This window comes from Nostoc sp. NMS7, assembly GCF_017115085.1.
Taxonomy (GTDB): Bacteria; Cyanobacteriota; Cyanobacteriia; order Cyanobacteriales; family Nostocaceae; genus Nostoc.
In genome coordinates this window covers 1-8,929 of the sequence record NZ_JABXKJ010000132.1, presented here as the reverse complement: position 1 = coordinate 8,929, position 8,929 = coordinate 1, and the positions used below count along the sequence as shown (strand labels likewise).

The window sequence follows — 8,929 nt, the reverse complement described above, 5'->3', positions numbered from 1 at the left end:
CACAGATTAAAAACTCCTGCCATTTCCCATCCAGTTCTAGCTTCAGTTCTAGCTCCTGGGTGTTTATCTGAAAAATCATCGATTAAGGCAATAACATCTTTGGCAATCCCCTCAGCCCCTTCAATGTAAAGTGCAATTTTGTCTTTTAAATGATTCAGCGCCCGGTTTGGGTCTTTGGCATAGAGACGATGCTCTGTGCGAATAATACTTTCTAAAACCCTTGGTTCTTCTCGCTTGAGTCTGTCTAAAAACAAGCGCTGAAGAGAGATTGCTAGCACATTCCAACCTTGTCCCTTCAGGTCATCTGTTAGTACCCGGATTTGAGCGCGAAGTTTAAATTCTTCACGGGGATCATAAAGTAGAATGGCAAATCGGTAGTTCCGCATTGTGCTAATTTTGGGGCCACCTTCATCGAGCAAGTCGCTGCGTAGTGCCTGCACCGCAGACATTTGAAGGTCAAGCAAAGATCCAATCATGCTTGTTCCTCCCACTTCGCTTCATTGGCGTAGTCTCTTGCAGAGAGGATTTGCATCGCCCAAGATTTCAGGTCAACATAATGCCAGCCAAAATCATAAAGATCACCCATGCGGGTAAATGATAACCCTGGTAGACGGCTCAACCTCTGTTCTAAAAAGCTGTCAAATAGGCCAACAGAGTTGAAATAAGGATTACTGAGAAGTGAACCTTCAAAATATAAATCACGTAAAAAATACAGCCAGTAAGCTAGAGCTTCATCAGTCACCTTGGGATATTTGAGGCTACGCATCCCTGAGTTTTCCGAGCAAAGTCCCGCAGCAGCAGAAGCGGCTATCAAGCCAGTCGCCATGCGAAAGGTTGTTGCAGCAGACCACTCACTTTCCAGCTGCTGAGTTACCCAACGTGCCACTATGTCTCGGTCAATGCCAGAATTGGGTTGTAGACGGCGCTGTTCTAAAAAAACACCAGTAAAATTGCGATAAATGGGATCGCTCAGTTGCATATGCCAGTGGCAGATATTTTGGCGAGTTGTGGGATCGTTAGGTCGCCAATGTTTAAGAACTGCTAACGACATTGGATAGGCTTCAAAGCGATGGCTGAATTCTAATAGCAGGCTGCGAACACGCGCCATGCTTTTACTACCAAACCAACGTTCTTCAAAAGCAACAACTGCCCGTTGTTCTCTAGGTATATCTATCCTGAAGTGTTCCCAGTAGGCGCGGCTTTCTTCTAGCACTAAAGATGTACGTAGCAATCTGGTATGGAATTGACTGACTTCTTTGCCATGAAACAACATAGATTGGACTGCTACCGGATGGAGGAGTTGCCGCTGAATTACTTTAGTAGCCATCGAATTTAGCGCTCCTCCAAACGGTAAAACGGCATGGGGTAGCTCTCTACAATTGGCAAAAGTGCAAACGCTAGCTTCCTAGCACATTCGTCTAATGCCTTGAGCATTTCACTAAAAATTTCCCGTCCACTAGGAACCACTTTAAAATCCACCTTTTGGTGCGGAATACTGATGGCTTCCTCGAAGTCAGCCGCAGAAAAAGGCTGATAGATATCCAGAGATAAAGGTAAAACATCTACCGATTTGACCCCGTTCTGCTTGTGGAAAGCCAGTCGTTCTGTCAACTGCTCATCAACGGTAAACCCCCAAAAAAACAGCGTTCTTACAGCATCAGGCTTCGCCATATCTAAGCGCTTACGCCGATCTTGCTGGATTGCTGCCTGTCGTACTGCTTGCAAGGATGCCCACTGATGCGTCTTGGGAAAGAGCCGCCCAAATAAGTCACCACCACCATTTTCATCAATTAAGTCTGTACGCCACCAGTCGAGACGCTTGGGGTCACAAACTCCTTCTCCAGCCCAAGCGACTATTATTTGAAGTGCCAAAATATAGGCCCTAAACCTAAACTGTATGCCTGTAAAGACGAGACAGAAGTTAAGTCCCACGTTAAAGCACTGATCAAGACTTTTCATGAGGGAGGGCTAAAACCCCATGAAATTGCAATTCTGTCGATGGAAACTATAGAAAAGTCTGTACTTCAAAATATTGAACAGCTTAAGCTTGGTCAACTATCAGAAGACTTTGAAGAAGGCAAAATTACCTTTACTACTGTTCGTAAATTCAAAGGTTTAGAAGCTAAAGCCTTAATTCTTGTGGATGTTTATCCACAACAGTTTGCAAAAGCTGAGTGGAGACGAAGAATTTATGTCGGATGCTCAAGAGCAGTACACGAGCTTCATATCCTACTAGAAAACTCAACGCCCGTAGCTTTAGGTATCGCTACTCAATACCTGAGTAAATCCGAAAAAGCTTTATCTGGCGATAAAGCACTAGCAATGTTATTAAATGCAGATTGGAACAAAGGAGCGACCCATGCTTATATCTAATTTAGAAAAGTCTAACAATGATTTGTCACATATTGGAGAAGATAAACATATAGCATCAGTATTTCAAGATATTGAAACTAATTTTTATAAATATTTTCAAACAATGAGGGACGATACAGCTAGTTATGCGGAGCAGTTAGGAAGTGTTTTCTCAGTAAAGATTTCAGCAACATCTCGCAATAAACAGCAAGTTAGCGGTGTTAAAAGCCTTTTTGTAAATGCAATAGCAGAGTTTGATAGAGAAAGAGTTAAATACTGTAATTTTTTTGATTATGAATCATTAGAAGAATTTTATGATGATCCAAATTCATTCAAACCATCTCTAAAAAAAGAATGTCCTATCATCAATCGTTGTGTTAACTCTAGACGCTCAGAAATGGTTAATTGGCAATATCTCTTCACAGAAACAGCATCTTCCGATCTATTAAATATATTTTACAATTTAATTGGGTTTGCTGATGAGTATAAGCAAAACTGTGATTTGAAAGAATATGCAAACTTTAATTCATTGGAAGATTTTAACTTCAATTACGTACAAGGTGAAGAATGCACTATTTTCGGTGTAATAAGTATGGGAATTAACTCAAATATATTATATTATACGAATCCAGGAATTTTTCCTATTAGAAGCCGCCGTGATATATATGGTTTGTATTTTTTAACTGATTGCAAACCTTATGACTAATCTTTTTGATTGGTACACTCGAGGAGCATTAAAATTAGTTAATGCACCTAGTAAAACTATTTTTTATTCCATAAAGCAAGATATATCTGAGGAAACAGTTGACTTTATTCTATCAGAACTGGAAGCTAGGAGAAGCTTTAGAGAAAGTAATTTAGAAAAACTTGCTGCTTTAATTAAGTCAGATAAAAAGCCAGAGTACGGTATATGTGAGCATTTGAATATACCTATTTAGCCAGACCTAGAAGTGTTATCCAGTTAAATACCATGTTTCAACTCATTTAGAAATTTGGAGATCAAGCAGGGAGATATGCGAGCCTCTCTTTGGCAGGAGCATCTCCTAATGGAGATGCTGCGCTAACGCTAACGCTAACGCAGAGATTATTGAACCTCCCAAGATTATCACTAGTCTGTCTGAAATTTGCTACTAGATTGATACCAGCCGTGTTGGTGTTAAACTTTGTGCCAAGATTCGATTTACTGCCAAGTTGTTAGAAAAGCCTCTGCTGAGGGAAAACTTAAAACAAGACCCTATACTACAGCATTTAATAGTTCGTGTACCAAACGGCCCTAACTACAAGGTTTCACTGGAAGAATGACAGCGTGTTCATGAATTGAGGACTTAGCAACCGATTCTTGGAGGAAATCAAGTAATGGTGGAATCGAGTGATGGGCTTTGGTATACCGTAGGCGATCGCCACATCTAAATTTAGATTTTTAATTTATCAATTAAGTTTAGGAGCATGGCTTAGTTTTATGACGATAGAATTCGGTAATATTAAAAACTACAATGCTGATAGAGGATTTGGGTTTGTCGGTCGTACTTTTTCTAATCCTAATGGAAAAGTTTTCTTCCATATAAAAAAAATTAAGAAAATACATCTTGAATTAGCCCAAAGATTGGACAATAGCGAAGTTGCTTTTGAAGCAGCCAATTTCTGGTATGAAATTGAAACAAATGAAAAAGGAGAACAAGTTAGTCAGCTTTGGTTAGGCACAGAAAATATTCCTCAAAGCTACACACATGAATTATGTGGTTTCATCCAAAAAGTAGAGAGTATTTGGAAAAATGTAGACTCTCCAAAACAGAGTTGGCTTGACCTTGTAACGATAGAGTTGGTTGGAGTTGATCGCAGGCATGAACTAAGTGTTGAGCGACATAACTTAGAGACTCAACTTAGAGAGGCAGAGGAGGAGCTACGCAGGGAGGTAGAAGCTCTACGACAAAATGAAATTGGAAGAATAGCCAAGGACTATGGTTTAAAAAAACCGGAAGCTGATGAGTTGCATCAACTATTAACAGAGATGCGTCCTTTAAATTTTACACGTAGTAATCAACTCTCGGTATATATTGTAAAACATCAACTTGGTTACAAGTATCAATATATTTCAGGTATTTTGAGAATGCGAAACGCAGATAGAGAATGGGATTTTCATGGGGGATTCCCTCCACGAATTTATAAAATCATTTGTGAGGAACTCAGGTTGGGTAACCAGGGGAGTTATGCAGAGCCAGGAGTATTTATACCATTTAAAGATGTTTATTAAAAAATGTAAAAGCGATCGCCTACGGTGGGCGAGTACGCCAGGAGCAGATTTACTATTTATTTTCTAGTGGATTTCTAGCCAGTTGTGGTGTTCGCGCAGCGTCTCGTAGAGAAGCGATGACCGAATACTGTGAATTGGCTGCTGAGTTATTCTATAGCATTGGGTCAACAACTGGCGACTTGTGTCTGTTTTGTTGATATCTCATTTAAACAGTAATTCAAAAGATTTGTTATGCCAAATTGCCAAAACCTCTGAACGTGGTTCGTAACTTCAACTTTTTCAAGCGAACGCGAGTAGGGTTTCGTACAGAGGAAAACCCAAGAGCGATCGCTCTCCCTTCACCCCTCAAATTCCTAACCCTGCTAAAATCCCCATATCCAATCGCACAAACCTACTACCATTCCTGGCAAAGGATTTGAGCAACGCCAAACTACAAAAATCGATAAACTTAGTCCATCGCCTCCCCAATCGATTCTTACGAGTATTGCCAAAAGTCCTGTTAATGTGTGGCATTGGTAGGAAATCTAGCGTGAAGATTCGGTTTGGGAGCTTTTGTGTTAGAAAAGCTACTGCTCAGGGAAAACTGAAAGCAAGACCCTGTTTTGAAGACTTTGATTGTAATTCATCAGCCAAACGCTACAAATTACACAATAGAAGTTGCAACGCATACATGAGTTGAATAAATAGTATTCTTGTACTATTTATTGACAAATAAGTACTTGTTGCTATAAATCTTTGAACAAAGTCAGGGTAAGTTGAGTTAGTAATTTTTTAGAAATGAGATAGCGATCAAGCAATCTAATCAGGGATTCTCATGCAAGATTTATCAGATATTGACTTATTTTATGCTTATTTAGACTTAGAAATTAATAGTGAAAATAATATATACCGCATAGGATTGGTATCTCTGAATTTAACAAAAGATTTTTATCAAGAGAATCTAAATCAAGCTTACGAAGAAATTAGGAAGCTGAAGAATAGTAATTTAGCAGTATGCGGTCACAACTTCCGCCGCTTTGATTACCCTTATCTGATTGAGCAAGAACCGCAATTATCTTCTTGGCATATAATTGACACTTTAGAACTATCAATACTCGCTTTTCCCCTACAGCATTCGCATAAGCTAAATAAAGACTATAAGCAAAGTGAATATTCAAGTAATAATCCTCTAGAAGACGCACAGGCAACTCGATTATTACTTGGTCAACAATTAGAAGCATTATTTAAAAAGCCTGCTGAAGTACAACAGGTATATATTTGGCTCCTTACTTGTAGTTGCGAAGATGCAGACCTTGCATATCAACAATTTTTCAGTGATAACCTTGGTTTGAAGATTGAACAACCCGCTATAGAAATGCTGCCAGAGACAATGCTGAAGGGAATAAATCAATTCTATTTGCAGCAGGTATGGTCTAGTCCACAAACTTATGATTTTGATACAAGATTATGCCTAGCGGGATTACTGGCTTGGAACTATGAGTGCAATGTCAATGAATCGAAGCAGGTTTTTTGTGATTGGCTCAGACATTTAAATGGTTTTCAAGCTGTACTTGAGAATTTGCGCCCTTTAAGTACAGATGAATTCGCTATCAGCTCTTACTTGGAATATTTTGAAATCCCCAGTTTTCGACCTTTACAGTCAGAAGCTGTGCAAGCAATTATTAATAATGAGCGTCCGCTTGTTCTCATGCCTACTGGCGGTGGCAAGTCCTTATGCTATCAACTGCCAGCTTTCATGTTCCACGAAAGGCACAAAGCGCTGACTGTTGTCATTTCACCGCTACAAGCACTAATGGCAGATCAGGTGGCAGATTTAGAACAAGCTGGGTTTTTCTTTGCCACTTTTATTAACGGCAATCTCTCACCCGCAGAACGTCGTCAGCGATTATCAGAACTGCGTTCTGGTTCCAAAGGTTTGCTATACATCAGTCCTGAGCAATTACGGTCAATGAGTATTCGGGCATTGTTAGAACAGCGCCCTCCGGTTCTTTGGGTGATTGATGAGGCTCACTGTGTTAGCCAATGGGGCCACGATTTTCGTCCAGATTACCGTTACATCCCGAAATTTATTAGTGAATTATATCAAGAGCGGCAGCTTGCAATGCCTTTGCTAGCTTTGATGACAGCAACAGCAACAGTTGCTGTTGTTAAAGATATTAAAGAGCTATTTGCCCAACACGAACTAAATATTAATCGTACAATTGATGGGGTAACAACAAGAGATAATCTAACTTTTAATGTGATTCCAGTAGCAGGGAATAAAGAGCAAGTTTTGTTGAATCAAGTAAAAGAAGCTCTTAAACTAGGTGGTAGTACCCTGATTTATACTACTACACGCAAAAATGCCCAAAAGCTAGCAGAAATTCTTAAACAAAGTCACATTGAAGCGAAATATTATCATGGGAAACTTGCAAAAGAAGAAAAACAACAAGTTTTGCAAGACTTCAAATCAGGTAAATTGAATGTAATTACTGCAACTTGTGCTTTTGGTATGGGCATCAACCGTAAAGATGTACGCTCTGTTATTCACCATTGCATGAGCGCTAATTTAGAAGGTTACATCCAAGAGGCTGGACGGGCAGGACGTGATGGAGAGCCAGCAGTTTGTACTCTATTGTTTGACCCAAAGGATGCTGATACAGTTTTTCGCTTGCAAAGTTTGAACCAACTGAGCGAACAAGATTTAAAAAATGTCTTGATCTCGACCAGACATATCCGCGATCGCACTTTTGGCAGTGCTAGAGATGATTGGTTTTGGGTGACAACCAATGAAATTTTTGAAGAAGGTGACTTTGATGAAGAGTTTGGTGAAGAATCAGAGCAGCAAAATACTAAAATAAAAGCAGGATTGAATTACTTAGAAAAATTTGGTTTATTAGAACGAGCCGAGAATTTTTCAAGCTTTATCGAATTTGAACTAAGCCATAATACCTTTGCTGAGTCTATAGAGCAGTTTGAGGAATACAGCCGGATGAAGGATTTATCCCGGTTTGAAGCAGACAACTTTGAGCGGCTGATTCAAGCAATGCACATTGCGAAAGCTTATTGTAATAGCAATGATCAACCGTTTCCCCTCGACCGTCTCAGTGATGAAGCTGGAATTAGCTTACATGACCTGACTCCCAGAATCCGTGAACTGCAAAAGGCTGAAGTCTGTTCTTTTGAAATACCCATTACACTTGTGATTACAAAGGGTGTAAAAGGAGATGCCCGTAATAATCACGAACGCATTCGCCAGTTAGAAGACCAATTGCTCAAAGTGCTTAATGAGTTGTTTGGTAATGAAAATGAAATACAAATAAATTTGCGTGGGCTTGCTTCTCGACTAGACCCAGACAACAGTAAAAAAATTAAAGCATCCAATATCATAGATATTTTAGAAGGATGGGTTGCTCAAAAGTGGGTAAAGTTAAACCGTATCGCTTCTGATGTGGTTAGATTGCGAGATATGGAAGTTGCAGAACACTTACCTGAGCATAAAGTTTTAACAACTACTGTATTAGAAGTTTTATATCAAGCTTTAGAAGATAAAACCGGGGCAAGGTTGCCTCTGAAGTACGAATTAGGAAAACTTGCTCATAAAGTTATCCAAAAAGCTCAACTTGATTGGGATAATAAAGAGTTAGAAGTTATTCTTTTGTGGCTGCACCAGAGAAAAATCATTCGATTAAGTGATGGGCTGAATCTCTTTCAACAGTCGCTGAAAGTCCGTGTAATAAAAAACGCAAGTGTTTCCACAGTAAAACGTCGTTACCCTGAAGTTGAAGCTCACTATGATGAACAAACTCGTCGCACTCATTACATGGTGAAGTATGGTCAGTTAAAGTTAGATGAACAGCGTCAGCAATTTGTTCGTGATTACTTTGGCACAAATCAAGAAGAATTCGTTTCAAAGTACCAATTTTTGGCACAAGAGATTACCAGACCGATTCTTCCAGAAGATTACAACCGTATTCTAGAACCGCTTAACCCTGCTCAAAAAGAAATTGTTTTAGCTTCAGACCCAGCAATAGCAGTAATAGCAGGCCCTGGTTCTGGTAAAACAAGAACTATTGTTCACCGGATTGCTTATCTTGTAAAGGTTAAGCGAGTTGACCCAAAGCGTATTCTTGTTTTAGCTTACAACCGTAATGCAGTTAGAGAATTACGGTTGCGGTTGCGTAATCTGATTGGCGAACAAGCATCACGAATTCGGGTCTTTACTTTCCACGGTTTAGCCTTATCACTTTTGGGACGGACGGTAGGTGAATACAGAGGAACCCAGACAATAAATTTGGTTCTTCAGTACTTGCTATGCTTAACTAATAGTTGATATACCAATTTAAC

At 39.6% G+C, this 8,929-nt stretch carries 9 protein-coding genes; 5 read left to right on the top strand and 4 right to left on the bottom strand.

What is annotated here, in order from left to right:
* From HWQ38_RS13575 to brxE, 3 genes are all read right to left on the bottom strand, one after another.
* A partial coding sequence (locus tag HWQ38_RS13575; RefSeq protein ID WP_292794265.1) for a hypothetical protein occupies positions 1-476 on the bottom strand: 476 nt, incomplete at its 3' end.
* Positions 473-1,327: a hypothetical protein gene (locus tag HWQ38_RS13570; RefSeq protein WP_292794263.1), complete on the bottom strand. Its 855-nt coding sequence runs from the start codon at positions 1,325-1,327 to the stop codon at positions 473-475. The genes HWQ38_RS13570 and HWQ38_RS13575, both read right to left, overlap by 4 nt.
* Before the next feature lie 5 nt (positions 1,328-1,332).
* A complete protein-coding gene (gene brxE / locus HWQ38_RS13565) occupies positions 1,333-1,872 on the bottom strand; it encodes a BREX-6 system BrxE protein (RefSeq protein WP_292794261.1) in 540 nt (179 codons plus the stop codon).
* On the opposite strand from brxE, the gene HWQ38_RS13560 reads away from it, so the two are divergent.
* The 4 genes from HWQ38_RS13560 to HWQ38_RS13545 all read left to right on the top strand — a co-directional run bounded on the left by HWQ38_RS13560 (position 1,861) and on the right by HWQ38_RS13545 (position 4,603).
* Positions 1,861-2,373 carry an ATP-binding domain-containing protein gene (locus HWQ38_RS13560; RefSeq protein WP_292794259.1) on the top strand — a complete coding sequence of 171 codons (513 nt, stop codon included), beginning with the start codon at positions 1,861-1,863 and terminating at the stop codon, positions 2,371-2,373. The genes brxE and HWQ38_RS13560 overlap by 12 nt on opposite strands.
* Positions 2,360-3,058, top strand: a complete 699-nt coding sequence (locus tag HWQ38_RS13555; protein ID WP_292794257.1) for a hypothetical protein — start codon at positions 2,360-2,362, stop codon at positions 3,056-3,058. Before HWQ38_RS13560 ends, HWQ38_RS13555 begins: the two co-directional genes overlap by 14 nt.
* Positions 3,051-3,290, top strand: coding sequence for a hypothetical protein (locus tag HWQ38_RS13550; RefSeq protein ID WP_292794255.1), 240 nt, complete (start codon positions 3,051-3,053; stop codon positions 3,288-3,290). The genes HWQ38_RS13555 and HWQ38_RS13550 overlap by 8 nt, the downstream gene beginning before the upstream one ends.
* A gap of 521 nt (positions 3,291-3,811) precedes the next feature.
* Positions 3,812-4,603 carry a cold-shock protein gene (locus HWQ38_RS13545; RefSeq protein ID WP_292794253.1) on the top strand — a complete coding sequence of 264 codons (792 nt, stop codon included), beginning with the start codon at positions 3,812-3,814 and terminating at the stop codon, positions 4,601-4,603.
* A 345-nt stretch (positions 4,604-4,948) separates the two neighbouring features.
* On the opposite strand, the gene HWQ38_RS13540 is transcribed toward HWQ38_RS13545, so the two are convergent.
* Positions 4,949-5,116 (bottom strand): hypothetical protein, encoded by a 168-nt coding sequence (locus tag HWQ38_RS13540; RefSeq protein WP_292794251.1) that lies wholly within the window; start codon positions 5,114-5,116, stop codon positions 4,949-4,951.
* Positions 5,117-5,417: 301 nt separating this feature from the next.
* On the opposite strand from HWQ38_RS13540, the gene HWQ38_RS13535 reads away from it, so the two are divergent.
* Positions 5,418-8,915: a RecQ family ATP-dependent DNA helicase gene (locus tag HWQ38_RS13535; protein WP_292794249.1), complete on the top strand. Its 3,498-nt coding sequence runs from the start codon at positions 5,418-5,420 to the stop codon at positions 8,913-8,915.
* Positions 8,916-8,929: the final 14 nt, after the last annotated feature.